At 60.0% G+C, this 22,261-nt stretch carries 25 protein-coding genes; 12 read left to right on the forward strand and 13 right to left on the reverse strand.

The genetic code is table 11. From position 1 onward, the window contains the following. Positions 1-5: 5 nt before the first annotated feature. Positions 6-1,499, reverse strand: coding sequence for a YifB family Mg chelatase-like AAA ATPase (locus F6R97_RS15665; RefSeq protein ID WP_038980774.1), 1,494 nt, complete (start codon positions 1,497-1,499; stop codon positions 6-8). A 535-nt stretch (positions 1,500-2,034) separates the two neighbouring features. Here F6R97_RS15665 and F6R97_RS15670 point away from each other — a divergent pair. Further along, a complete protein-coding gene (locus F6R97_RS15670; RefSeq protein ID WP_048396278.1) occupies positions 2,035-2,298 on the forward strand; it encodes a HigA family addiction module antitoxin in 264 nt (87 codons plus the stop codon). 11 nt (positions 2,299-2,309) lie between these two features. On the opposite strand, the gene F6R97_RS15675 is transcribed toward F6R97_RS15670, so the two are convergent. Continuing rightward, a complete protein-coding gene (locus F6R97_RS15675) occupies positions 2,310-2,837 on the reverse strand; it encodes a Bro-N domain-containing protein (protein ID WP_048396279.1) in 528 nt (175 codons plus the stop codon). A 476-nt stretch (positions 2,838-3,313) separates the two neighbouring features. Next, a complete protein-coding gene (locus F6R97_RS15680; protein ID WP_007894783.1) occupies positions 3,314-3,580 on the reverse strand; it encodes an accessory factor UbiK family protein in 267 nt (88 codons plus the stop codon). Between the two features lie 416 nt (positions 3,581-3,996). Between F6R97_RS15680 and glnK the strand changes: the two genes are divergently transcribed. The 4 genes from glnK to sutA all read left to right on the forward strand — a co-directional run bounded on the left by glnK (position 3,997) and on the right by sutA (position 6,776). Beyond that, a complete protein-coding gene (gene glnK, locus F6R97_RS15685; protein ID WP_002555808.1) occupies positions 3,997-4,335 on the forward strand; it encodes a P-II family nitrogen regulator in 339 nt (112 codons plus the stop codon). 35 nt (positions 4,336-4,370) lie between these two features. Beyond that, positions 4,371-5,708 (forward strand): ammonium transporter, encoded by a 1,338-nt coding sequence (locus F6R97_RS15690; protein WP_038980776.1) that lies wholly within the window; start codon positions 4,371-4,373, stop codon positions 5,706-5,708. A 214-nt stretch (positions 5,709-5,922) separates the two neighbouring features. Continuing rightward, positions 5,923-6,348 carry a secondary thiamine-phosphate synthase enzyme YjbQ gene (locus tag F6R97_RS15695; RefSeq protein WP_007989493.1) on the forward strand — a complete coding sequence of 142 codons (426 nt, stop codon included), beginning with the start codon at positions 5,923-5,925 and terminating at the stop codon, positions 6,346-6,348. 104 nt (positions 6,349-6,452) lie between these two features. Continuing rightward, a complete protein-coding gene (gene sutA / locus F6R97_RS15700; RefSeq protein ID WP_030129119.1) occupies positions 6,453-6,776 on the forward strand; it encodes a transcriptional regulator SutA in 324 nt (107 codons plus the stop codon). Between the two features lie 184 nt (positions 6,777-6,960). Here sutA and F6R97_RS15705 read toward each other — a convergent pair whose 3' ends face one another. From F6R97_RS15705 to lptM, 6 genes are read right to left on the reverse strand one after another with little or no spacing between them, the layout of a single operon-like run. Then, positions 6,961-7,668, reverse strand: a complete 708-nt coding sequence (locus F6R97_RS15705; protein WP_038980777.1) for an HAD family hydrolase — start codon at positions 7,666-7,668, stop codon at positions 6,961-6,963. Continuing rightward, the gene (gene xerC / locus F6R97_RS15710) at positions 7,665-8,564 is read right to left on the reverse strand and encodes a tyrosine recombinase XerC (protein WP_038980778.1); all 900 of its coding nucleotides are present in this window, start codon (positions 8,562-8,564) and stop codon (positions 7,665-7,667) included. The genes F6R97_RS15705 and xerC overlap by 4 nt, the downstream gene beginning before the upstream one ends. Before the next feature lie 2 nt (positions 8,565-8,566). Further along, positions 8,567-9,292 (reverse strand): DUF484 family protein, encoded by a 726-nt coding sequence (locus tag F6R97_RS15715; protein WP_038980779.1) that lies wholly within the window; start codon positions 9,290-9,292, stop codon positions 8,567-8,569. Positions 9,293-9,305: 13 nt separating this feature from the next. After that, a complete protein-coding gene (gene dapF, locus F6R97_RS15720) occupies positions 9,306-10,136 on the reverse strand; it encodes a diaminopimelate epimerase (protein WP_038980780.1) in 831 nt (276 codons plus the stop codon). Between the two features lie 4 nt (positions 10,137-10,140). Beyond that, positions 10,141-11,388, reverse strand: coding sequence for a diaminopimelate decarboxylase (gene lysA, locus F6R97_RS15725; protein ID WP_038980781.1), 1,248 nt, complete (start codon positions 11,386-11,388; stop codon positions 10,141-10,143). Positions 11,389-11,397: 9 nt separating this feature from the next. Next, positions 11,398-11,583 (reverse strand): LPS translocon maturation chaperone LptM, encoded by a 186-nt coding sequence (lptM, locus tag F6R97_RS15730; RefSeq protein ID WP_038980782.1) that lies wholly within the window; start codon positions 11,581-11,583, stop codon positions 11,398-11,400. Positions 11,584-11,890: 307 nt separating this feature from the next. Between lptM and cyaY the strand changes: the two genes are divergently transcribed. The 3 genes from cyaY to rnk all read left to right on the forward strand — a co-directional run bounded on the left by cyaY (position 11,891) and on the right by rnk (position 13,104). Beyond that, positions 11,891-12,223: an iron donor protein CyaY gene (gene cyaY / locus F6R97_RS15735; RefSeq protein WP_038980783.1), complete on the forward strand. Its 333-nt coding sequence runs from the start codon at positions 11,891-11,893 to the stop codon at positions 12,221-12,223. A gap of 4 nt (positions 12,224-12,227) precedes the next feature. Continuing rightward, positions 12,228-12,446, forward strand: a complete 219-nt coding sequence (locus F6R97_RS15740) for a DUF1289 domain-containing protein (RefSeq protein WP_080772081.1) — start codon at positions 12,228-12,230, stop codon at positions 12,444-12,446. Positions 12,447-12,693: 247 nt separating this feature from the next. Beyond that, positions 12,694-13,104 carry a nucleoside diphosphate kinase regulator gene (rnk, locus tag F6R97_RS15745; protein ID WP_034147684.1) on the forward strand — a complete coding sequence of 137 codons (411 nt, stop codon included), beginning with the start codon at positions 12,694-12,696 and terminating at the stop codon, positions 13,102-13,104. A 7-nt stretch (positions 13,105-13,111) separates the two neighbouring features. On the opposite strand, the gene F6R97_RS15750 is transcribed toward rnk, so the two are convergent. The 3 genes from F6R97_RS15750 to F6R97_RS15760 form a co-directional block, all read right to left on the reverse strand. Further along, positions 13,112-15,958: a class I adenylate cyclase gene (locus F6R97_RS15750; RefSeq protein WP_315866788.1), complete on the reverse strand. Its 2,847-nt coding sequence runs from the start codon at positions 15,956-15,958 to the stop codon at positions 13,112-13,114. A gap of 194 nt (positions 15,959-16,152) precedes the next feature. Then, on the reverse strand, positions 16,153-16,398 hold the full coding sequence (locus tag F6R97_RS15755; RefSeq protein WP_007894898.1) for a TIGR02647 family protein: 246 nt from the start codon (positions 16,396-16,398) through the stop codon (positions 16,153-16,155). Between the two features lie 231 nt (positions 16,399-16,629). Continuing rightward, on the reverse strand, positions 16,630-16,914 hold the full coding sequence (locus tag F6R97_RS15760; protein WP_048396283.1) for a hypothetical protein: 285 nt from the start codon (positions 16,912-16,914) through the stop codon (positions 16,630-16,632). A gap of 124 nt (positions 16,915-17,038) precedes the next feature. Here F6R97_RS15760 and F6R97_RS15765 point away from each other — a divergent pair, with 124 nt between their 5' ends. Beyond that, the gene (locus F6R97_RS15765) at positions 17,039-17,698 is read left to right on the forward strand and encodes a glutathione S-transferase family protein (protein ID WP_048396284.1); all 660 of its coding nucleotides are present in this window, start codon (positions 17,039-17,041) and stop codon (positions 17,696-17,698) included. Between the two features lie 110 nt (positions 17,699-17,808). Here the strand turns inward: F6R97_RS15765 and argH are convergent, their stop codons facing one another. Next, complete coding sequence (argH, locus tag F6R97_RS15770) at positions 17,809-19,203, reverse strand: argininosuccinate lyase (RefSeq protein WP_038980789.1); 1,395 nt, start codon at positions 19,201-19,203, stop codon at positions 17,809-17,811. A gap of 461 nt (positions 19,204-19,664) precedes the next feature. On the opposite strand from argH, the gene F6R97_RS15775 reads away from it, so the two are divergent. The 3 genes from F6R97_RS15775 (at position 19,665) to F6R97_RS15785 (ending at position 22,246) form a co-directional block, all read left to right on the forward strand. Next, the gene (locus tag F6R97_RS15775) at positions 19,665-20,411 is read left to right on the forward strand and encodes a LytR/AlgR family response regulator transcription factor (RefSeq protein WP_007899317.1); all 747 of its coding nucleotides are present in this window, start codon (positions 19,665-19,667) and stop codon (positions 20,409-20,411) included. Positions 20,412-20,540: 129 nt separating this feature from the next. After that, a complete protein-coding gene (gene hemC, locus F6R97_RS15780) occupies positions 20,541-21,482 on the forward strand; it encodes a hydroxymethylbilane synthase (RefSeq protein ID WP_048396285.1) in 942 nt (313 codons plus the stop codon). Further along, positions 21,479-22,246 carry a uroporphyrinogen-III synthase gene (locus F6R97_RS15785; RefSeq protein WP_038980791.1) on the forward strand — a complete coding sequence of 256 codons (768 nt, stop codon included), beginning with the start codon at positions 21,479-21,481 and terminating at the stop codon, positions 22,244-22,246. Before hemC ends, F6R97_RS15785 begins: the two co-directional genes overlap by 4 nt. The last annotated feature ends 15 nt before the right edge of the window (positions 22,247-22,261 follow it).

Here is a 22,261-nt window from a genome sequence, read left to right on the forward strand (position 1 = left end):
GCCGATTAGAGCGTTGTCGGCCGATATTGCAGCGCTTCGGCCAAGTGCTCGCGGGTAATGCCATCGACTTGCTCAAGGTCCGCCAACGTGCGAGCAACCTTGAGCAGTCGATGAGCCGCTCGCAGCGACAAGGTCAGCCGTTCACACGCCGTTTCCAGCCAGGTTTCGTCGATTGTGGATAACTTGCAATGTTTGCGCAGGCCGGGCAAATCGAGGAATGCATTGGCGCAGCCCTGGCGTTTTTGTTGCCGTTCTCGTGCATCGGCGACCAACTCGGCGGCGGTGGCAGTGTCGTCGCCGGGTTTCGACGCAGGATTCAGCGCCGTGGCTTCGCGAGCAACCGTCAGGTGCAGATCGATGCGGTCCAGCAGCGGCCCCGACAGTTTGTTGCGATAGCGCTGAACCATGTCCGGTGTACAACTGCATTTACCACTGGGCTCGCCAAGATATCCACAGGGACACGGGTTCATTGCGGCCACTAATTGAAAGCGGGCCGGAAACCTCACTCGATCCTTGGCGCGGGATATCACGATGTGGCCGGATTCCAGCGGTTCCCTTAACACCTCCAACACCTTGCGATCGAATTCCGGGAGCTCATCGAGGAACAGCACACCGTGGTGGGCGAGGGTGATTTCGCCGGGTTGCGGTTTTGAGCCGCCGCCCACAAGTGCCGGGCCTGAAGCGGAGTGGTGTGGCTGTCGGAAGGGACGCTGCGGCCAATGACTCAACGGCACACAACTGGCGACCGATTGAATTGCCGCAACTTCCAGCGCTTCACTCTCGGCCAACGGCGGTAACAGCCCCGGCAGACGACTCGCCAACAATGTTTTCCCCGTCCCTGGTGGTCCGCTGAACAGCAAGTTATGAGCCCCCGCCGCCGCAATCAGCAACGCGCGCTTGGCCGCGAGTTGTCCCTGCACTTCATTCAAATCGGGGTAGGGTTTGCTGGCGTAGAGCAAGCCATTGGACGCATAGGGTTCGATGGGTGTGTGGCCGTTGAAATGTGCGACCGCCTCCAGCAAATGATCCACCGCAATCACCTTCAATCCCGACGCGAGGCAGGCCTCCTCGGCATTCGCTCGTGGCACCACCAGCGTGCGCCCGGCCTTACGCGCCGCCAGCGCAGCGGGCAACACACCACGAACCGCCCGCACTGCGCCCGACAGTGCCAACTCTCCCAGGCACTCGACGTCATCCAGCGTCAACGTTGGCACTTGCACGCTGGCCGAGAGAATTCCCAAGGCAATCGCCAGATCGAATCGCCCCCCGTCCTTTGGCAGATCGGCCGGAGCGAGATTCAAGGTGATACGTCGTGCCGGAAATTGCAGGCCTGAATTGATGATCGCGCTGCGCACCCGGTCTTTGCTTTCCTTCACCGCCGCTTCGGGCAAACCGACCATCGTCAGCGACGGCAAACCATTGGCCAAATGGACTTCTACGGTGACGGCGGGTGCTTCTACGCCGACCTGGGCGCGGCTGTGGACGATGGAGAGGGACATGGTCGTTCCTTGAGCTGAAGAGCACCGCTTCCTGCGGTTTTTGAAGGGTAGTAGGGGGAGGGGGATTTGGTGGGATGTTTGGGGCGACAAACTTTCACTGGATGTTGCAAGTAGGAAGCAGGCCAATCGCGAGGCACAAAAAAACCGCCACTCGGGCGGTTTCTTCGGGGAGCCTGGTCAGACTCGTGCAAGCCATCAGGTTCAAGTTCTTTGCCATATGTTGTCGCCACTTTAAAAAAGCGATGTTGGCTGGCAGAAACGTTGCCAGCCAAGCGAAGTGCTTCAGCATGAAGTTCAGCAATCCATACTGATTTGGGCTTTCGCTTCTTGGGGTTCATAGGCACCTCGTTATTGGATACTTGGTTTTTGGTGAATCGTAAGTGAAGGGGAATGGCTGACGTAATCAGCCGCGAGAGCTGTTTTTTGTAGGACCGGTCTTGGATAGATGAAGGACTTCGGTGAAAACTCACGGCCGCACTTGTCGGATCGAGGTGGCTGCTTATGATCACAGCTGATCTAGTCCTCAGGAGGGGGAATGAGCAATTCTGGAATGCGGCCGATTCATCCTGGCGAAATCCTAAAAAAGGAATTTCTTGAGCCGCTGGGTATTACAGCGGATGGTTTGGCTAGTTCGTTGAGAGAGGTCGCGGGCGAAGTGAGCGCCCTTGTGATGCGGGAGAGAGGTGTAAGCCCTGACCTTGCCAAGAGGCTTTCCATTTGCCTGAAAACCACGCCCGAGTTCTGGCTAAACCTGCAATCGACCTACGATCAGCGCAGAGCCGAAATCGAGCGTGGTTGAGCTTCGGGTACTTAAAAAGACTGCAGCACCCGCGAAGCACGCTTCCACCACGGAGCATTGACCGTACTTCGCGGTCGTTCCTCATTCGGCAGCAGCTGCGGAACATCCTGCAACCGAATCCACGGCTGGTTATTCCAGTGCAGCAAGCTCAATGACATCTGCGGCCAATTCAGCAGGCTCAGAATCGGGCGCTCTGTTGAGGTGGGTTGCTGGGCGTCTCTGAGCGCAGGCACCACGTCGTGGGTCAGCCATTCGCGAAGGCCTCGGTATTCGGGGCAGTAATGGTAGACCAGTAGCGCGTAGACGCCGGATTCGCTGATCAGCAGTGTGTTTTCGACGGTGCCGTGGATGAGTGTCTGCAGATTCTGGTGTTGGTCGGGATCGAGTTTGCGTAGCGCTCGTTCGTCGAGGAATAGCCTGAGCAATCGGCCGAGGTCGCGGGCGCTAAACCAGGGTTGGTTTTCCAGGAGGAGGGCGTGGAGGTGGAGTTTGTGGCGGGTGAAGATGTGTGGGGTCAGGTAAGTGTCATCGCTATTCATTGATACAGCTCCTTTTGCTAAAGGGGCTGCCGTCAACCGTCGCCAAACGATTGGGTGGCAGCTGTACGCGGGTTGGCGAACCGGAGCAAAAGGAACCCGGCAGACCCGAAGATCTCCCACGCACAGCCGCCATGACTCGATGTGGCGGAAATTAGCCCGCCGTCGGATGGTCGTTGTGCACCTTAAGCTTTCAGGTCGCCAAACCCAGTGCTGAATATTCAGCTGAGGGTGAGCTTAGGAACCGGGGCTTTGCGGCGCAATCGGACGGCGGTGTGTTCTTTGTAGGACGTTGCCGGGATGTTTGCGGGGCTTAAGATCAAAAGATCGCAGCCTTCGGCAGCTCCTACAGGACACATTGAATGATCGTTCCCACGCTCTGCGTGGGAATGCATCCCGTGACGCTCTGCGTCACATCCTGAAGCGGAACGCGGAGCGTCCCTGGCGGCATTCCCACGCGGAGCGTGGGAACGATCAGCTTACTCGGCGTCAGCAGGAGGATTGAGCTTCGCTTCCAGCTCAGCCACTTTCGCCTCAAGGCTCTCCAACCGTGCCCGGGTGCGTGCCAGCACGACCATCTGGCTATCAAACTCTTCCCGGCTCACCAGATCCAGCTTGCTGAAGCCACTCTGCAACAGAGCCTTGAACTGGCTTTCGATTTCGCTTTTTGGCAGTGGGGTGTCGCCGCTGAAGAGGCGGGAGGCGGTGCCGCTCAGGGCGTCGAGGAAGTCTTTGGGCGCGAGCATGGGAAATGTCCTGTCAACAATGGCGGGCAGTGTATCACGCAGTGTCTATAGTCAATCTCGGCAGCAGCGATGCACGCTTTTCGCGCAGTCGAGTGGGCAGTCGCGCACTGTTGTTGTGCGTAACGGTTGCGTCAATCGGTCGAAAGGTTCTTCAGCAGCGGCCAAAGCATTGAAATCAATGGGTTTTGGATAGATGGCAAGCTTTCTGCTTAGTCGCTGGTGACCCATGCACTGATGCAGTCGCTGTGACGAATGCAGTGCGCCAAGCGGAACGGGGGAAGTTTCGTGCGGAGTGGTTCGCTGGCGTCGGACGGGCAGGTAAGGCCGACGATGCGTTACAAAGCCAGGCACTGCGCTTAGACTTGAGTCGGGTTTGTTTTCCTGGGGCAAGTCCACCAATTCGGGAGAGAGTTTTCATGAAGCTAGTCACTGCCATCATCAAGCCGTTCAAACTGGACGACGTGCGCGAGTCGCTGTCCGAGATCGGCGTGCAGGGCATTACCGTTACTGAGGTCAAAGGCTTCGGTCGGCAGAAGGGTCACACCGAGCTGTACCGCGGCGCGGAGTACGTGGTCGATTTTCTGCCCAAGGTGAAGATCGATGTCGCCATTGACGACAAGGATCTGGACCGGGTTATCGAGGCGATAACCAAGGCCGCCAACACCGGCAAGATCGGTGACGGCAAGATCTTCGTGGTCAATCTGGAACAGGCGATTCGCATTCGTACCGGCGAAACCGATACCGACGCAATCTAAGCCGCCACAAACCCAACGCCCCAGGAGAAAACAATATGACTCTGCGTAAATTCGCAGGGCTAGGAGCCCTGTTGTCCCTCGTAATGCCCGGCCTGGCCATGGCGGCAGACGAAGTGGCGGCCCCAGTCCTCAACTCCGGCGATACCGCCTGGATGATGACCTCGACAGCCCTTGTGCTGTTCATGACCATTCCCGGCCTCGCGCTGTTCTACGGCGGCATGGTTCGCTCGAAAAACATTCTTTCCGTGATGATGCAGTGCTTCGCCATTACCGGTCTGATCAGCATTCTGTGGGTCATTTATGGCTACAGCATTGCGTTCGACACCACCGGCATGGAGCAGGGCGTCGTCAACTTCAACTCGTTCTTCGGCGGCATGGGCAAGGCATTCCTCGCCGGTGTCACGCCTTCGAGCCTGACTGGCCCCGCGGCGCTGTTCCCCGAGGCGGTCTTCATCACCTTCCAGATGACTTTTGCCATCATCACCCCAGCGTTGATCGTCGGTGCTTTTGCCGAGCGGATGAAGTTCTCCGCCATGCTGATCTTCATGGGTATCTGGTTCACTCTGGTTTACGCACCGATTGCGCACATGGTCTGGTCCGGCAACGGCGGCCTGATGTGGGATTGGGGCGTTCTCGACTTCGCCGGCGGCACCGTGGTGCACATCAACGCCGGTGTGGCCGGTCTGATTGCCTGCCTGGTGTTGGGCAAACGTAAAGGTTTCCCGACTACCCCGATGGCCCCGCACAACCTCGGCTACACCCTGATGGGCGCCGCGATGCTGTGGATCGGCTGGTTCGGCTTCAACGCCGGCTCCGCTGCCGCCGCCAACGGCACTGCCGGCATGGCGATGCTGGTCACCCAGATCGCCACCGCTGCTGCGGCGCTGGGCTGGATGTTTGCCGAGTGGATCACCCACGGCAAACCAAGCGCACTGGGTATCGCTTCGGGTGTGGTGGCCGGTCTGGTCGCGATCACTCCGGCGGCAGGCACCGTGGGCCCGATGGGCGCCCTGGTGATCGGTCTGGCGGCGGGCGTGGTGTGCTTCTTCTGCGCCACCACCCTGAAACGCAAACTCGGTTATGACGACTCCCTGGATGCCTTCGGCGTGCACGGTATCGGCGGTATCCTTGGCGCGATCCTGACCGGTGTGTTCGCGGCACCGGCTCTCGGTGGCTTCGGCACCGTCACCGACATCGGTGCACAAGTCTGGATTCAGTGCAAAGGCGTGGGCTTCACGGTGATCTACACCGCGATCGTCACGTTCATCATCCTCAAGGTCCTGGACGCTGTCATGGGTCTGCGTGTCACCGAGGAAGAAGAAGCTGTCGGCATCGATCTGGCGCTTCACAACGAACGCGGCTACAACTTGTAAGCACGCGCATGAAAAATTTGCCCGGCTTGCCGGGCATTTTTTTGTCCGGGATTTGTCAGTGAAGGAAGGGCTGAAAGGTTTTTTCTGACACGTTCGGTCGCGTTTACGACGGGCGTTTTTCTGCGGCCAATGGCTTACACGATTGAAGGAATATTAGGGCCTTTGTTTTTTTCCAGAGCGCGCTAGAATGCGCCCCGAACGTGCGGAGAACAGTATGTGGCAACAGACTCTGATCACCTTGCGAGCACGGCCCCGAGGGTTTCATCTGGTAACGGACGAATTACTCGCCGGCTTGCCTGAACTCAAAGCGTGTCGGGTCGGTCTGTTGCATTTGTGGCTACAGCATACCTCGGCGTCGTTGACCATCAACGAGAACGCCGATCCGGCGGTACGTCGCGACTTCGAACGATTTTTCAATCGTCTGATCCCACAAGGAACAGACGGCTATGAGCATAACGACGAAGGCCTGGACGACCTCCCGGCGCACTTCAAGGCCAGCGTACTTGGCTGTCAGCTCAGTTTGCCGATCTCGGCAGGCCGACTGGCGTTGGGGACCTGGCAAGGTGTTTATCTGGGCGAGCACCGTGATCACGGCGGTGCCCGTAAAGTCCTCGCCACCGTGCACGGTGAAGGGGCATAAAAACCGCTGGTTACCAGCGGTGGTTGATTTTTTTCCGGCAGCCGTCGACAGACGGCAAAGCTGGGCTATAACTAATCTGCTTTTCGCAAGTCATGAGGTAGAACATGAGCGACGATGATCTGGAAAACGACGACCTCGAAGTAGGCGACGAAGACGAAACCGAAGAAGGCCTTGAAGCGGCGGCAGAAGACGTCGCTGAAGATGATGGCGGTGATACGCCCGTTCCGACTGCCAAAGGCAAGGCCAAGGCTGCGGTATCGGTCGATGAGCTGCCGAGCGTCGAAGCCAAGAACAAGGAACGCGACGCCCTGGCCAAGGCCATGGAAGAGTTTCTTGCGCGCGGCGGCAAGGTGCAGGAAGTGGAGGCCAATGTGGTCGCCGATCCTCCCAAGAAGCCTGATAACAAGTACGGCAGCCGGCCTATCTAAGCGCCTGCTTCTTGCTTGCTGAAAAAGCCCGCCGTCGCTGCGGGCTTTTTCATGGGCGCAGAAATTCAAAATTCACGCTGATCCCTGTGGGAGCGGGCTTGCCCGCGATGGGGGCGTTACATTCGAAATTGATGTCGTCTGACACACCGCTATCGCGGGCAAGCCCGCTCCCACAGGTTATGTATCAGGCGGAAGCCGAATTCCACCGCGCCAACAACCCCGGCAATTCGTTCAGGCTACGAATCTCGGCATCCGGCGCCTTCTCGGCTTCCCACACCTTGCCTGCCGGGTTAAACCAGATTGCCCGCAACCCCGCCTGCTGGGCGCCGGCAATGTCGTCGCCGGGATGGTCGCCGATATGCACCGCTGTTTCGGCGGTCGCGCCACCCCGCAGCAGCGCTTCATGAAACAGTCGCGCATCGGGCTTGGCGATGCCGATGTCTTCGGCGCACAGGGCAAACTTGAAGTAATCCGCCAGCCCCAACCGACGCACATCGGCATTACCGTTGGTGACCACGCCAAGCGCATAGTGATTGGCCAGAATTTCAAGGGTCGGTTGCACCTCCGGGAAGATCTCCAGCTGATGCCGCGCATGCAAAAACACTTCGAAACCCTGCTCGGCCAGGTCGGATGCGTCGGTATGTCCGTAACCGGCTTCTTCCAGCGCATGGAACAACACCCGCCGACGCAGGGCACTGATGCGGTGTTTTAGGCTCGGTTCGTTGCTCAGCACTCGCTCGCGAATCGACCACAGATGCTCCACCGGCACCGCGCCCAGGTTCGGGGCGTGCTCGGTCAACCATTCACGCAATATGACTTCGGCGCTGGCAATCACCGGAGCGGTGTCCCACAGGGTGTCGTCGAGGTCGAAGGTGATCAATTGGAGGGTCATGAATCATCGCCTTTAATGCGTTTGGCCCGTGGGTGGGCGCTGTCGTAGACCGTCGCCAGGTGCTGGAAGTCCAGGTGGGTATAGATCTGGGTAGTCTTGATGTCCGAGTGGCCGAGCAATTCCTGCACCGCCCGCAAGTCCTGAGAGGACTCCAGCAAATGGCTGGCGAAGGAGTGTCGCAACATGTGTGGGTGCAGGTTCTGCCCCAGTTCACGCTCGCCGGCGGCCTTGACCCGCACCTGAATCGCCCGAGGGCCGAGGCGCCGGCCTTGCTGGCTGACAAATACGGCGTCGTCTGCCGGGTTGCTCATGGCTCGTAGCGGCAGCCACAACTCCAGCGCTTCGCGAGCCTTTTTGCCCACAGGCAACAGTCGAGTCTTGCTGCCCTTGCCGAGCACCTGGACCATGCCGTCAGCCAGGTCCAACTGATCAAGGTTGAGCCCGGTCAGTTCCGAAAGCCGCAGACCGGAGGAATAGAACAGTTCCAGAATGGCCTGATCCCGACGCGCGAGAAAATCATCCTCTACCGCGCCTTCAAGCAGTTGCAGTGCGCGGTCGGTGTCGAGGGTCTTCGGCAGGCGACGTTCGCCCTTGGGCGGTGCCAGGCCATTGGCCGGGTCGTGGTCGCACAGACCTTCGCGGTTCAGATAGTGATAGAGCCCGCGTACTGCCGACAGCAACCGTGCCAGGCTGCGGGATGATTGGCCTTGGGAGTGCAGGCGAGCGATCAGGCTGCGCAGGCGCTGGATGTCCAGCGCGGCCCAGCTGTCGATGTTCTGTTTGACGCACCAGCCCAGCACTTTGTCGAGGTCGCGGCGGTAGGCGTACAGCGTGTGCGGCGACACCTGCCGCTCACTGCGCAGGTGTTCGCAGTAAGCGTCCAGTTGTCGTTCCATGGTCAGCGTACCGAGCGCAGGGAGCTGTTGACCCGTGGCAGCACGCGGCCCATGACTTCGGCGATGTAACTCAGGAACAGCGTGCCCACCGAGCTCTTGTAGTGCTGCGGATCGCGGCTGGCGATGGCCAGGACGCCGTGGATGCCTTGGTAGCTGATGGCGACGACGGCGGTGGAGCCGATCTGCTTGCGCTGTTCTTCGCCGAACAGGAAGTCCAGCTCGTGTTCGCGCAGGCTGCCGCTGACGCTTTTGTCTTCCGAGAGCAAGCCGCCGATGGCCGTTTGCGCGTCGGCATGCGTCACCCAGCGGCCCACCGGCATCGGGTTGTCGCCCAGCAGGATCAGGCTGACGAAGGGCACCTGGAAGTCCTGACGCAGGCTGTCTTCAACGCTGATCACCACATCTTCCAGGCTGGTGGCGTCCATCAGCGTGAGAATCAGGCGGCGGGTCTTGTCGAACAGTCGGTCGTTGTCGCGGGCTACGTCCATCAAGTGCGAAAGGCGATGCCGCAACTCGATGTTGCGGTCGCGCAGGATGGTCATCTGACGTTCGACCAGCGAAATGGTGTCGCCGCGCTGGTGCGGAATGCGCAGGGCCGGGAGCAGTTCTTCGTGCTCGATGAAGAAATCCGGATGAGCCTCCAGGTACGCGGCAATCGCCGCCGCCTCAAGGCTTTCGGAAGGAGATTCGTCGGGCTGTAGGGCGGGAACCTGGGGCTTGTCGGTCATGGATTTCGCTCACTCAAAGACGCACTTGTCCTTCGTATACGCGCACTGCCGGGCCGGTCATCATGACCGGTTGGCCAGGGCCTGCCCATTCAATGGACAGACGCCCGCCGGGCAGGTCGATCAATAGCGGCGAATCCATCCACCCCTGGCTGATCGCGGCCACTGCGGCAGCACAGGCGCCGGTTCCGCACGCCTGGGTTTCCCCGGCCCCGCGTTCCCAGACGCGCAACTGCGCGCGGCTCCGGTCGATGACCTGGAGAAAACCGACATTGACCCGCGCCGGGAAGCGAGGGTGATGTTCGATTTTCGGTCCCAGTTCATGCACCGGAGCGTTGTTGATGTCGCTGACCCGCAACACGGCATGGGGGTTGCCCATGGACACTGCGGCCAGTTCGACCGTGGTGCCGTCGACGTCGACCTGATAGCTCAGGGCCTGGCTCGGGGCTTCGAACGGAATCTCGGCCGGTACCAGGCGCGGGGCGCCCATGTTGACGCTGATCTGGCCATCGTTGCGGATGTCCAGTTCGATGATGCCGCTTTTGGTCTCGACGCGAATCAGCCGCTTGGCGGTCAGGCGCTTGTCGAGCACGAAGCGGGCGAAACAGCGCGCACCGTTGCCGCACTGTTCCACTTCGGAGCCGTCGGCGTTGAAGATCCGGTAGCGGAAATCCACGTCCGGGTTGCTGGGCGCTTCGACGATCAGCAACTGATCGAAACCGATCCCCGTGTGCCGATCGCCCCATTGCTTGGCGTGTTTTGGCAGGATGTGCGCGTGCTGGCTGACCAGGTCGAGAACCATGAAGTCATTGCCCAGGCCGTGCATCTTGGTAAAACGCAGCAGCATGGTTTTACTCCGGCAGCAGGCTTTCGCCAGCAAACAACTCGGCTACCGTCTCACGGCGACGCACTTCAAATGCCTGATCACCGTCCACCAACACTTCAGCGGCACGGCCGCGGGTGTTGTAGTTGGAACTCATGACAAACCCATAGGCACCGGCCGAATGCACGGCCAACAGATCGCCTTCTTCCAGGGCCAACTGACGATCCTTGGCCAGGAAGTCACCGGTTTCGCAGATCGGGCCGACGATGTCGTAGGCGCGAGCGGCGCTGTTGCGCGGGCGCACGGCGGTGACGTCCATCCAGGCCTGGTACAGCGCCGGGCGGATCAGGTCGTTCATGGCCGCGTCGACGATAGCGAAGTCTTTGTGTTCGGTGTGCTTGAGGTACTCGACCTGGGTCAGCAGCACGCCGGCGTTGGCAACGATGAAACGGCCCGGCTCAAACACCAGCGCCAGGTCACGACCGTCGAGACGTTCGCGCACGGCTTTGATGTAGTCGGCAGCCAATGGCGGCTCTTCATCGCGATAACGCACGCCCAAACCACCACCGAGATCGATGTGGCGCAGGTAGATGCCGCAATCGCCTAGGCGGTCGACCAGGCCCAGCAGGCGGTCAAGGGCGTCGATGAACGGCGGCAGGGTGGTCAGTTGCGAACCGATGTGGCAATCGACGCCGACCACTTCCAGGTTAGGCAGTTGCGCGGCACGGATGTACACGTCTTCGGCGTCGGCGATGGCGATGCCGAACTTGTTTTCCTTGAGACCGGTGGAGATGTATGGGTGAGTGCCGGCATCGACGTCCGGGTTCACGCGCAACGAGATCGGCGCGCGAACGCCCAGCTCGGCGGCCACTACTTGCAGGCGCTCGAGCTCATCGGTGGATTCGACGTTGAAGCAGTGCACGCCGACTTCCAGCGCACGACGCATGTCGTCACGGGTCTTGCCGACACCGGAAAACACGATCTTGTCAGCAGTGCCGCCAGCGGCCAGTACGCGCTCCAGCTCTCCACGGGAAACGATGTCGAAACCGGCGCCCAAACGCGCCAGGACATTCAGTACACCCAGGTTGGAGTTGGCCTTGACCGCAAAGCAGACCAGGTGCGGCATGCCGGCCAGCGCATCGGCGTAAGCCAGGTATTGGGCTTCGATGTGCGCACGGGAGTAGACGTAGGTCGGTGTGCCAAAGCGCTCGGCGATGGCGGACAGGGCAACACCTTCCGCGAACAGCTCGCCGTCACGGTAGTTAAAAGCGTCCATGGCGTTCCCTTATTGGTAGACGTCGTGCTTGTGTGCCTTGGAGGCAGGCTGCTGTTGCGAGGACTTGGCCTGCTCGGCAGGATCCTGGTTCTCATCAGGCAGGTACAGCGGGCCTTTTTGACCACAGGCCGATAATAAGCTGACAAAAGCGACGAGCGAAGCGAGCGCAGCAAGGGAAGAGATCAGGCGCTTCATGGCGAAATCCTTGAAAATGCGTTAATTGCGCCGGAGTATACCGGCCACCCGGCAGCTTGCCTATGCGACGCGCCTCCCGTCTGGCGGGCCTTTGCCTGATGCGCGTCGGTTTAATGAAATCCCTGTGGGAGCGGGCTTGCCCGCGAAGGCGTTGGTTCAGTCAACAAAGATATTGAATGTGCTGACCCCCTCGCGGGCAAGCCCGCTCCCACAGATCGGTACTTGGACGTTATCCTTTGCAATCACCGGGGCTCGCCCGTATCTTGCGGCGCTTGAGCGTGAGTAGACACTTTTTGAGGTTCCTGCAATGAGTTTGACCGAAGCCCGTTTCCACGACCTGGTCGATGCCACCCAGCAGTCGCTGGAGGATATTTTTGACGAGAGTGGCCTGGATATCGATCTGGAGAGCTCGGCCGGTGTGCTCACCGTCAAGTTTGAAAACGGCAGCGCGCTGATCTTTAGTCGCCAGGAACCGCTGCGTCAGTTGTGGCTGGCGGCCGTGTCGGGTGGCTTCCACTTTGATTACGACGCAGAAAGCGAGCGCTGGATGTGTGACAAGAGTGAAGAGCAGCTTGGTGAGATGCTTGAGCGCATCGTCAAACAGCAAGCCGACGTCGAACTCGATTTCGAAGGTCTGTGAGATCGTGACCCAGCCTGCGCCCGTTCGTCCGCCCAAACCGCTTTACAGCAATGTCAGCCCGGCGGTGCCTTCGCCGTGCAGCGGTGTGTGTCGGCTGGATGAACAGAAGGTCTGCCTGGGGTGTTTCCGCCATGTCGAAGATATCCGCGAATGGCGCTCGGCGGATGATGAGCGGCGGCGGGTGATTTGTGCGCAGGCCCTCGATCGAAAGAGAAGCGGCTAACTCGACCCCCGTAGGAGCTGCCGAAGGCTGCGATCTTTTGATTTTCAGCGATTTCGGGTCCGTAAAAAATCAAGATCAAAAGATCGCAGCCTGCGGCAGCTCCTACGCCGCCGGGTGGCGGCTTGTATATTTATTGAGCTGTGATAGTGTCCAGAGACGCCTCAACCCATCGAGGCTCGTGAAAACCCCGCCTTTTTCTGGCGGGGTTTTGCTTTTTTCGTGCAGAAGAAAGGAGTCTGCCCTGATCATGACCGCACCTTCCATCACCCTTACCCGTCTGGACGTACAACGTCTGGAGCGCCTGATCGACAGCCTGGATGACACGCTGCCGGGCGTTATCGCGCTGCAAACCGAACTGGATCGCGCCGATACTCTGGTCGGTCACGATGAAGTGCCCGCCGATGTCGTGACCATGAATTCCCGTGTGCATTGCCGTGAAGAGAGCAGCGGCAAGGACTATCACCTGACGTTGGTTTACCCCAAGGATGCCAACGCCGACGAAGGCCGGATTTCCATTCTGGCGCCGGTGGGCAGTGCGTTGCTCGGCCTGAAGGTTGGCCAGCACATCGACTGGCCGGCACCGGGCGGCAAGACCCTCAAACTGACCCTGCTGGAAGTTGAATCGCAGCCTGCTCATGGCGGCGACTTCCCGGAATAACATCCCTTCAGACCTGCTCGAGCGCCTCGTTCAGTGCGCGTTCCAGGTCGGCCTTGTAGCGTAGATACAGCTGACTTGAACCCTGACCATCACCGAGCAGGCCCGACAGGTCCAGGTCGGTGATGTAGCAGCGATAGCGTTCGGTCCCGCGGCGCTGCTCGACGATTTCCCAGGCGACTACGCTGAACAGTTGGTCGCCATATTCCAGCTCCGAAAATTCCCGCTGATTGCAATACAACGTGACCTGCACCTGTCCTGGTGCGGCCTTGCCGACGATCGCCTGCACGTCATAGAACGGTTTGTTGACCGGGGTTTGCGGCGCCGGCCGGGCTTCGACCCGACGCGCCCGTGCGGTACCTGAAGGCAACAACTGGTAATACAAAGTATCCAGGCTCAATGGCTGGGCTGCGTCCATCGGCAGCAAGGCATCGCGCCGGTACTGGATCGATTGCAGGAAGCGTTGCAGCGGCACCAACAGGCTTTGTTCGTCGTGATAAGGCAAACGCTGCTGCCACAAGGCATTGAATTCATCCAGTACATACACATCGGCCTGGTGTTCGTTGATCCGGTAGAACACCTGCACGCAGTCGGGTTGCCCCATGGGCAGGATCAGCGCCAGGTCGTGGTCTTCCAGTGCCATCGGGTCCAGATGAAACGGGCTGTAGCTCGCCAGTTCTTCGCCGAGGTAATCGAACAGCGCCGGGAGGGTGGCGAGGGCGACGTGATTGACCTGGCCCGGCACCAGCTCCAGCACGTGGTAGTGCTGCTGGACCTGAATCAGGTAACGATGATTGAGTTTGCTCAGCAGCAGGTTCTGCGCGGTGTCGAGGATTTCTTCGACCCGCCGGGCAATGAATTGCGCGCGGTTGTGGCAGAAGCACCGCACCCGCAGTTTGGGCTGTTGTGGCCCGTCCGGCAGGTTGTTGAGGTAATCGCGCAGGCAGTCGAGCAGGGCGTGGGGGCCGTCAAAACGGCTGACCAGCACCTCGTTCCAGCTATTGAGCGTGACCTGATCCAGGGTCAGCACCAGGTTTTCCCGCACGCCGGCGTAGCTCAGGGAATCGGTGCGCTCGGTGGTCATCAGGATGTTCAGGTCGCGATGGTGCTTGAGCGGATCGATGCCGACGTTCACCAGAATCAGTACTTCGCTCGGCACACTGGCGCGTAGCAAAGGCTCTTCGGCGACAGTGGTCAGGGGCAGGGCGATGCTTTGTTGCAGGCTGCCGAGCAGGTTGAACAGTTCGAACTCGCTCAAGTCGCTGGTGCCGGGGTGCAGGGCCAAGCGGGTGCTGCTGTCGATCACGCCATTGCGGTGGCACCAAGTGAGCAATTCCAGTAACTGACGGCTGCGCTTGATCGGTGAGAAATGCTCCCACTCGTGGACGGTCAGGCTGCCGTTGTACAAACCCCATTGGGTTTGCCCCGGTTCTTTCTTGTTTGGCGCCTGCACCAGCGTCAGGGTGTCTTCGGCGAGATCGGGGGCGATGCCCGGGTTGATGAACTCGACTTTGTCGGCCTTGCGCTCGAAGGCCGCGTACAGTCGTCTGCCCAGCACATTGAGGTCGCGCTTGTTGATCAGGCTGACGGTCTGCTCATTGCGGGCAAACTGCGTCAGGAAGCGGTAGCTGTAATTCAGCTCGCCAACCAGGGCTCGGCGTTCGTCGCTGACCTGGCGGACTTTCCACTGGCTGCGGCTGTCGAGCAATGCGAGCTGACGCTGATCCCAATGCCATTCGTTGGCCAGGCGTTCGAGCAATGAACGCTGCCAGCTCTGGGTGCGACCGCTGCTGCCGGTGAGTTTGCGATTGACCTTCAAGTACAGCGCGCGGCGTACCAGCTCCAGCCGTTCCGGTTCGCCCCGGGCCGTGAGGTATTCCTCGATACGCCGGTAAACCACCACGTATGGATCCAGTTCATCAAGGTCCAGTCGATTGGCAAACACCGCCTGTTTGAAGCGCAGGCTCAGGCACTGGACCTTGGGGTGTTCGCTGGCGTAGACCTCAGTCAGCAGCAGTTTGAGCACTGATTTGTACGGTGACTCGATGCCTTTGAACAACTGCCAGAGCCCGGCACCGATGAACTCCCCGGGCGGGATATACGACAGATGCCCCAAGTCCAGAGTCTCGTCGGCACGGATGAAGCGCTTGGATAGCAGCGTGTGGGTATACCGGTCGTAAGCCGCCTCTTCATAAACCGGCACCAGCCACCAGATGGGTGTACGGCCGGCCAGCCAGATCGCGGTGCGGTAGAACTCGTCCAGCAGCAGATAGTGCTGGGTGGTGCCACAGTCTTCCGAACTCAGCTGGGTATCGCGCTCGCCGAGCACGAAGCGAGCAGGGTCGATCAGGAAGAAATGCGCCTCGGCACCCTGGCTGGCAGCCCATATTTCAAGTAACTGGCATTTCTTGCGCAGCTCTGTGAGCTCGCTTTCGCTCAAGTCCGGCCCGTGACAGACCCATACGTCCATGTCGCTCTGATCGGCCTGGGCCAGGGTGCCGAGGCTGCCCATCAGAAACAGACCGTGAATCGGTCGCGGCGGATTGCTGCCGTGGCGCGGCTTATAGGAAAACGAGCGAGTCAGGCGCTGGGCTTCGGCGAGGGCGTTGGCGTCAGGTTCGAAATTCGATAGCCCGGCCGGCGTGCTACCCGAAACATAACCCGGCAACAGCGGATGATTGACATGGAAAAACAGCGGCAGCAGGGTCAGAACCGTTTGCTGGCGGGTCGACAACCCTTCCATGGCACGGGCCATGCGACCCTCGTTGAGCTTCAGAAAACGGGCGCGCAGCTGGCTGAGAACCTTTCGGTCGATTCCCTCGTCCAGATCGGGGCGGATTTCATGGGTACGGGTCATGTCAGCTCAATCCGGCTCGCGGGGCTCGGACGTGGAGGGCTCGGGATGAGGGGCAGTTTAGCGCCTCGGCCCCGGGACTTTTAAGCTGATTTTGTATTTCTGGTGTCAGGTTTCTATCGCAAGGCGACAGCGGACACCAAAGTGTGCCCGCGGAAATCCCGTGACAGAGGTTTCCGTGGGCGATGCGGTGAGGCTCAGGCTGTTTCGCGCACGGACAGAATGGTTAGAACGGTTTGCACATTTTGCGCAGCGTCACGCCCCAGGCTGGTCAGATAACCGCCGTCGGGCTGGGTGATCAATTCTTTGTCGAACAGTCTTTGGGCAGCGGCAATGGCTTTCGGGGCAGCGGTCTGATGAATTTTCAAACCTTCCTGGGAACTGTCCAGGTTGAAGAGGGCGAGGATTTCCAGTTCGGCAACCAACTCAGGGGTAAGCGACATAAGGACTCCAGACTTTCTAGGAATTGGACGATAGCGCTCCTAAGGTGATCCCACTCGCGCAGCATGTCCAGTGCTCGTAACAGGGTTTTTTGCCTCGGGGGGAGCATTCCCTGGCGGGGGCGTGGTTTCTGTAGGAGCGAGGCTTGCCCGCGAAGAACGATGACGCGGTTTTTCAGGAAGACCGCGGTGAGGCCTTCGCGGGCAAGCCTCGCTCCTACATGGGGGATGGGCTTATTTCTTTTCCGGCGGCAACTCTGGCAGAGCGCGCAGCGCAGCTTCGTACCATTCGGTGTTGAACGCGCGGTCTTCTTCGAGGATCGCGTCGATTTCCACCGCCAGCACGTGGGCCATCAGGTTGAGGATTTCTTCACGCTCGTAACCCACCAGGGTCAGCTTGTTGAAGGTCGCCTTGGCTGCTGGCGGGTTATCGCTTTCGATCTGGTTCTCGATCGCTTCGATCAGCGTCGTTTCGGTGAACTCTTCTTCGTCGTTGTCGATATCGTTTGGCTCGCTCATGGCAGGCTCCTCAAGGAAAGGCGGCCAGTTTACCTGCATTCAGCGCTGTGATGCTGCTGGCAAGAAGTGCCCGGGCGTTCTATAACTGGCGCTGCCAACCCCTGCACGGCCTGGAGGCTATGTAATGCTCAAGCTTTATGGATTTTGCGTCAGCAACTACTACAACATGGTCAAGCTGGCGTTGCTGGAGAAGGGACTGCCATTTGAAGAAGTGCCGTTTTACCCAGGCACGTCCCCGGAAACGCTAGCCATCAGCCCACGTGGAAAGGTTCCCGTGCTGGCCGTCGAACAAGGTTTCATCAACGAAACCAGCGTTATTCTCGAATACATCGAGCAGAGCCAGAAAGGCATGCCGCTGTTGCCGAGCGATCCTTTCGAGCGAGCGCAGGTCCTGGCTTTGGCCAAGGAAATCGAGCTGTACATCGAATTGCCCGGCCGCGCCTGTTATCCCGCGGCGTTTTTCGGCATGACGGTACCGGACGCTATCCAGGAAAAGACCAAGGCAGAGTTACTGCTGGGGTTTGCCGCGCTGGGCAGACACGGCAAATTCGCTCCTTATGTGGCGGGTGACAGCCTGAGCGTTGCCGATCTGTATTTCGTCTACAGCGTGCCGATGGCGTGTGCCGTGGCGCAGAAGCTGTTTGATATCGATCTGTTGGCCGAGATGCCAGCGGCCAAGGCGCTGCTGAAGCGTCTTGAGCAGAATCCGCATGTGCAGCGAATCGCAAAGGACAAGGACGCGGCGATGCCAGCGTTCCTGGAGATGATCGCGTCCAAAAAGTAGACGTGTAACGATCTTGAGAATGCCTTCGCGGGCAAGCCTCGCTCCTACAAGAACAAACACGGTCTTTGTAGGAGCGAGCGGTGCGGCGATCCGACTTGCCCGCGAAGCTTTTAACGGCTGGCGAGCAACGCCTGACCGCGAGCAACAGCCTTCTTGACCTGCGCCGGTGCAGTCCCGCCGATGTGGTCACGGGCATTCACCGAGCCTTCGAGGGTCAGCACGGCAAATACGTCCTGCTCGATCTGGTCGCTGAACTTGCGCAGTTCTTCCAGGCTCATTTCCGCCAGGTCCTTGCCGCTTTCCACGCCGTACTTCACGGCATGGCCAACGATCTCGTGGCAATCACGGAACGGCAGGCCACGGCGAACCAGATAGTCAGCCAGGTCGGTGGCGGTAGAGAAACCGCGCAATGCCGCTTCGCGCATCATCGCGTGCTTGGGCTTGATCGCCGGGATCATGTCGGCAAAGGCCCGCAGCGAATCGCGCAGGGTGTCGGCGGCGTCGAACAGCGGCTCCTTGTCTTCCTGGTTGTCCTTGTTGTAGGCCAGTGGCTGGCCTTTCATCAGGGTCAGCAGGCCCATCAGCGCGCCGAATACCCGGCCAGTCTTGCCGCGAACCAGCTCTGGGACGTCCGGGTTTTTCTTTTGCGGCATGATCGAGCTGCCGGTGCAGAAACGGTCCGGCAGATCGATGAACTGGAACTGCGCGCTGGTCCACAGCACCAACTCTTCGGAGAAACGCGACAAGTGCATCATCGCGATGCTCGCGGCCGAGCAGAACTCGATGGCGAAGTCGCGATCGGACACGTTGTCCAGGGAGTTACCGCCGACAGCGTCGAAGCCCAGCAGTTGAGCGGTGTATTCGCGGTCGATCGGGTAAGTGGTGCCCGCCAGTGCGGCGCTGCCCAGCGGCATGCGGTTGGTGCGCTTGCGGCAGTCGACCAGACGCTCGTAGTCGCGGCTGAGCATTTCGAACCAGGCCAGCATGTGGTGCCCGAAGGTCACCGGCTGCGCGGTTTGCAGGTGAGTGAAGCCCGGCATGATGCTGGCGGCTTCGCGCTCGGCCTGCTCCAGCAAGCCTTGTTGCAGACGGGTGATTTCGCTGAGGATCAGGTCGATCTCGTCACGCAGCCACAGGCGGATGTCGGTGGCGACCTGGTCGTTACGACTGCGGCCGGTGTGCAGCTTTTTACCGGTCACGCCGATGCGGTCGGTCAGACGCGCCTCGATGTTCATGTGCACGTCTTCAAGGTCGATGCGCCAGTCGAACTGGCCGGCCTCGATTTCACCCTGGATGGTGTTCAGGCCATCGATGATGCTGTCGCGCTCGGCATCGGTCAGCACGCCGACCTTGGCCAGCATGCTGGCGTGGGCGATCGAGCCCATGATGTCGTGGCGATACAGGCGCTGGTCGAAGGTGACGGAGGCGGTGAAGCGGGCGACGAAGGCGTCGACGGGTTCACTGAAGCGGCCGCCCCAGGACTGATTGGTCTTGTCAGTGCTCATGAATTCGCTCGTATCGGCTTGAAGAAAGATGGCGTGGAACGCTGACGCGGATAATAACAGGGTTGCCAATCCTGTCGCTGACACTGGTCGACAGGTTTTTTTCTTATCGCGCCACCCCTGCTCGAAGCAAGCGATACGGAAATTGCGCAACGATATTTTTCAATTGAGCAATATCGTCCCGGCAACCGTCTACAGTTGGACAGAGGATCAGCGCACTTCTCGATGCTGCAGCTGACTATAGAGAGAAGAGGGGTGTTCATATTGTGTATCAGCAAACCCTACGGCGATGCCTCGCCAGTGCGGGCCTTGGCCGCCAGTCACGCGGCAGATAAAAATTTAGCCGCCGGTCTCGCGGCACTTTTTGGCCCTCGCGCTAGTCTTAGCGTGGATCGCGGTGACGGACGTCACTTCACCTGTCTACGCTATCCTTGTGCGAGACTCACGCAGGAATCCAGCGCAATATGAATGTCCTGATCGTTGATGACGAACCCCTGGCCCGCGAGCGCCTGAGCCGAATGGTCGGCGAACTCGAGGGATACAATGTCCTGGAGCCCAGCGCCACGAACGGCGAAGAGGCGTTGGCACTGATCGACAGTCACAAACCGGATATCGTGCTACTCGATATTCGCATGCCCGGCCTTGATGGCCTGCAAGTGGCTGCACGATTGTGCGAACGCGAAACCCCGCCCGCCGTGGTGTTTTGCACCGGGCCCGATGAATTTGCCGTGGAAGCCCTACAGGCTAGCGCCGTGGGCTATCTGGTGAAGCCAGTGCGCACAGAACAGTTACACGAAGCATTAAAGAAAGCCGAGCGACCCAATCGCGTCCAACTCGCGGCCTTGACTCGTCCGGCAGCCGAAACCGGTAGCGGCCCGCGCAGCCACATCAGCGCCCGTACCCGAAAAGGTATCGAACTGATTCCGTTGGGTCAGGTGGTTTACTTCATTGCCGACCACAAGTACGTCACCTTGCGTCATGAGGGCGGGGAAGTGCTGCTCGACGAACCACTCAAAGCCCTCGAAGACGAATTTGGCGACCGTTTCGTGCGGATCCACCGCAACGCACTGGTTGCTCGTGAACGCATCGAGCGGCTGCAACGCACGCCCTTGGGGCATTTCCAGCTATTCCTCAAAGGTCTGAACGGCGATGCCCTGATCGTCAGTCGACGCCATGTGGCCGGCGTGCGCAAAATGATGCAACAGCTTTAAGGGCGGATTTCTACCCTATTACCGGACATTGAGGGCCAGGGAGGCCACGCAGTTTCTGATACAAGTCAAAGTGGATTTGGCTGAGCTGTTATTATCTGCCGTATCTATTCAGTACGGATTGATTGATCCATGTCCTCTCGCGAAATCCGCATCGCCACCCGCAAAAGTGCTCTCGCCCTGTGGCAGGCCGAATACGTCAAGGCTCGTCTGGAAAAGGCCCATCCGGGCCTGCTCGTGACGTTGGTTCCCATGGTTAGTCGCGGCGACAAGCTGCTCGATTCGCCGCTGTCGAAAATCGGCGGCAAGGGCCTGTTCGTCAAGGAACTGGAAACCGCGCTGCTGGAAAATGAAGCCGACATCGCCGTGCATTCCATGAAAGACGTGCCGATGGACTTCCCCGAAGGCCTCGGTCTGTTCTGCATCTGCGAGCGCGAAGACCCGCGCGATGCCTTTGTCTCCAATACCTACGCCAGCCTGGATGAGTTACCGCCAGGCAGCATCGTCGGCACCTCCAGCCTGCGTCGTCAGGCTCAGCTGCTGACCCGTCGCCCGGACCTGGAAATCCGCTTCCTGCGCGGTAACGTCAACACTCGCCTGGCCAAGCTCGATGCCGGCGAATACGACGCCATCATCCTCGCCGCGGCGGGTTTGATTCGCCTGGGCTTCGAAGGCCGCATCGCCTCGGCCATCAGCGTCGAAGACAGTCTGCCGGCCGGTGGCCAGGGCGCGGTCGGTATCGAATGCCGTAGCGCCGACACTGAAATCCACGCGCTACTGGCGCCGCTGCATCATCAGGACACGGCCATTCGTGTTACTGCCGAACGTGCTCTCAACAAACATTTGAATGGCGGCTGCCAGGTGCCGATCGCTTGCTACGCCGTGCTTGAAGGCGAGCAGATCTGGTTGCGTGGGTTGGTGGGTGATCCGAGCGGCGGCCTGTTGCTCAGCGCCGATGCCCGGGCGCCACGGTCTGATGCCGAGGCTTTGGGTGTGCAAGTGGCCGAAGACCTGCTGAGCCAGGGCGCCGCCGACATTCTGAAAGCAGTCTATGGCGAGGCAGGGCACGAGTGACTGGCTGGCGCCTGTTGCTGACGCGCCCTGCGGATGAGTCGGCGGCGCTTGCCAGTGTGCTGGCCGACGCGGGGGTTTTCAGCAGCAGCTTGCCGCTTTTGGATATCGAGCCGATTCCTGCCTCTGACACAATGCGCGAAGTGATTCAGAACCTGGATAGCTATTGCGCGGTGATCGTGGTCAGCAAACCGGCCGCCAGAATCGCTGTCGATCTGCTCAACCAGTACTGGCCGCAGCCACCGGATCTGAAGTGGTTCAGCGTGGGCGCGGCGACGGCGCAAATCCTCGAGGATAACGGGCTGGATGTGAGCTTCCCGGTCGACGGCGACGACAGCGAAGCCTTGCTTGAGCTTGCGCCGTTGCGCGAGGCTGTCGCGGGCCCCGATCCGCGGGTGCTGATCATGCGCGGGGAGGGTGGGCGCGAGCTGCTGGCTGAGCGTTTACGCGAGCTTGGTGCTAGTGTCGAGTATCTGGAGTTGTACCGACGCGGTTTGCCGCAGTACCCGTCGGCAACGCTGCCTGACCGGATCAAGGCGGAACGCTTGAACGGGCTGGTGGTCAGCAGTGGACAGGGTTTTGAGCACCTGCACCGATTGGCTGGCGATGCCTGGCCGAGCATGGTGCGGCTGCCGTTGTTTGTTCCAAGCCCCAGGGTCGCCGAGCTGGCACGCGCCGCCGGGGCCCAAACAGTTGTGGATTGTCGTGGCGCCAGTGCCGCGGCCTTGCTGGCGGCGTTACGGGAACACCCCGTGCCCGTTTTCTAATGCAAAGGATGGATA

This window comes from Pseudomonas sp. JV414, assembly GCF_032424305.1.
GTDB lineage: Bacteria > Pseudomonadota > Gammaproteobacteria > Pseudomonadales > Pseudomonadaceae > Aquipseudomonas > Aquipseudomonas lini.

Bases quoted from the DNA above. Each gene is read 5' to 3' on its own strand.
- F6R97_RS15680 (WP_007894783.1), bottom strand. From the start codon at position 3,580: ATGCTCGCGCCCAAAGACTTCCTCGACGCCCTGAGCGGCACCGCCTCC.
- F6R97_RS15695 (WP_007989493.1), top strand. From the start codon at position 5,923: ATGTGGCAACAGACTCTGATCACCTTGCGAGCACGGCCCCGAGGGTTT.
- argH (WP_038980789.1), bottom strand. From the start codon at position 19,203: ATGAGCACTGACAAGACCAATCAGTCCTGGGGCGGCCGCTTCAGTGAA.
- F6R97_RS15705 (WP_038980777.1), bottom strand. From the start codon at position 7,668: ATGACCCTCCAATTGATCACCTTCGACCTCGACGACACCCTGTGGGAC.
- F6R97_RS15750 (WP_315866788.1), bottom strand. From the start codon at position 15,958: ATGACCCGTACCCATGAAATCCGCCCCGATCTGGACGAGGGAATCGAC.
- glnK (WP_002555808.1), top strand. From the start codon at position 3,997: ATGAAGCTAGTCACTGCCATCATCAAGCCGTTCAAACTGGACGACGTG.
- cyaY (WP_038980783.1), top strand. From the start codon at position 11,891: ATGAGTTTGACCGAAGCCCGTTTCCACGACCTGGTCGATGCCACCCAG.
- hemC (WP_048396285.1), top strand. From the start codon at position 20,541: ATGTCCTCTCGCGAAATCCGCATCGCCACCCGCAAAAGTGCTCTCGCC.
- F6R97_RS15765 (WP_048396284.1), top strand. From the start codon at position 17,039: ATGCTCAAGCTTTATGGATTTTGCGTCAGCAACTACTACAACATGGTC.
- lptM (WP_038980782.1), bottom strand. From the start codon at position 11,583: ATGAAGCGCCTGATCTCTTCCCTTGCTGCGCTCGCTTCGCTCGTCGCT.
- sutA (WP_030129119.1), top strand. From the start codon at position 6,453: ATGAGCGACGATGATCTGGAAAACGACGACCTCGAAGTAGGCGACGAA.
- F6R97_RS15690 (WP_038980776.1), top strand. From the start codon at position 4,371: ATGACTCTGCGTAAATTCGCAGGGCTAGGAGCCCTGTTGTCCCTCGTA.
- F6R97_RS15670 (WP_048396278.1), top strand. From the start codon at position 2,035: ATGAGCAATTCTGGAATGCGGCCGATTCATCCTGGCGAAATCCTAAAA.
- F6R97_RS15755 (WP_007894898.1), bottom strand. From the start codon at position 16,398: ATGTCGCTTACCCCTGAGTTGGTTGCCGAACTGGAAATCCTCGCCCTC.
- F6R97_RS15775 (WP_007899317.1), top strand. From the start codon at position 19,665: ATGAATGTCCTGATCGTTGATGACGAACCCCTGGCCCGCGAGCGCCTG.
- xerC (WP_038980778.1), bottom strand. From the start codon at position 8,564: ATGGAACGACAACTGGACGCTTACTGCGAACACCTGCGCAGTGAGCGG.
- lysA (WP_038980781.1), bottom strand. From the start codon at position 11,388: ATGGACGCTTTTAACTACCGTGACGGCGAGCTGTTCGCGGAAGGTGTT.
- F6R97_RS15760 (WP_048396283.1), bottom strand. From the start codon at position 16,914: ATGAGCGAGCCAAACGATATCGACAACGACGAAGAAGAGTTCACCGAA.
- F6R97_RS15715 (WP_038980779.1), bottom strand. From the start codon at position 9,292: ATGACCGACAAGCCCCAGGTTCCCGCCCTACAGCCCGACGAATCTCCT.
- F6R97_RS15665 (WP_038980774.1), bottom strand. From the start codon at position 1,499: ATGTCCCTCTCCATCGTCCACAGCCGCGCCCAGGTCGGCGTAGAAGCA.
- rnk (WP_034147684.1), top strand. From the start codon at position 12,694: ATGACCGCACCTTCCATCACCCTTACCCGTCTGGACGTACAACGTCTG.
- F6R97_RS15675 (WP_048396279.1), bottom strand. From the start codon at position 2,837: ATGAATAGCGATGACACTTACCTGACCCCACACATCTTCACCCGCCAC.
- dapF (WP_038980780.1), bottom strand. From the start codon at position 10,136: ATGCTGCTGCGTTTTACCAAGATGCACGGCCTGGGCAATGACTTCATG.